1 protein-coding gene is annotated in these 224 nt (G+C 70.5%); it reads left to right on the top strand.

What is annotated here, in order from left to right:
* On the top strand, positions 1-224 hold a 224-nt coding region (locus J0695_RS42375), incomplete at both ends, for an 8-oxoguanine DNA glycosylase OGG fold protein (RefSeq protein WP_206970109.1).

A 224-nucleotide genomic window follows, 5' to 3' on the forward strand; every position in this document is an offset into this window, starting at 1 on the left:
GCCTACGGGCGCATGGCGTCCGCTGATCCTGGACCGTTTCGTCGCCCTGGCGCTGCGGGCCGCCGGCACCGGCGACAAGTGGCCCACCAGCGGATGGAAAACACCCTGCTACGGCCGGTACCTGTCTCTCGTCCACGAGCACGCGCGGCGAGAGGGCGTCCTCCCGGACCAGATCGAGGCCGCGTTGTTCGCCCACGGCAAGCAACTGGTCCGGCGTCCTCGGT

This window comes from Streptomyces beijiangensis, from assembly GCF_017315755.1.
Lineage (GTDB): Bacteria > Actinomycetota > Actinomycetes > Streptomycetales > Streptomycetaceae > Streptomyces > Streptomyces beijiangensis.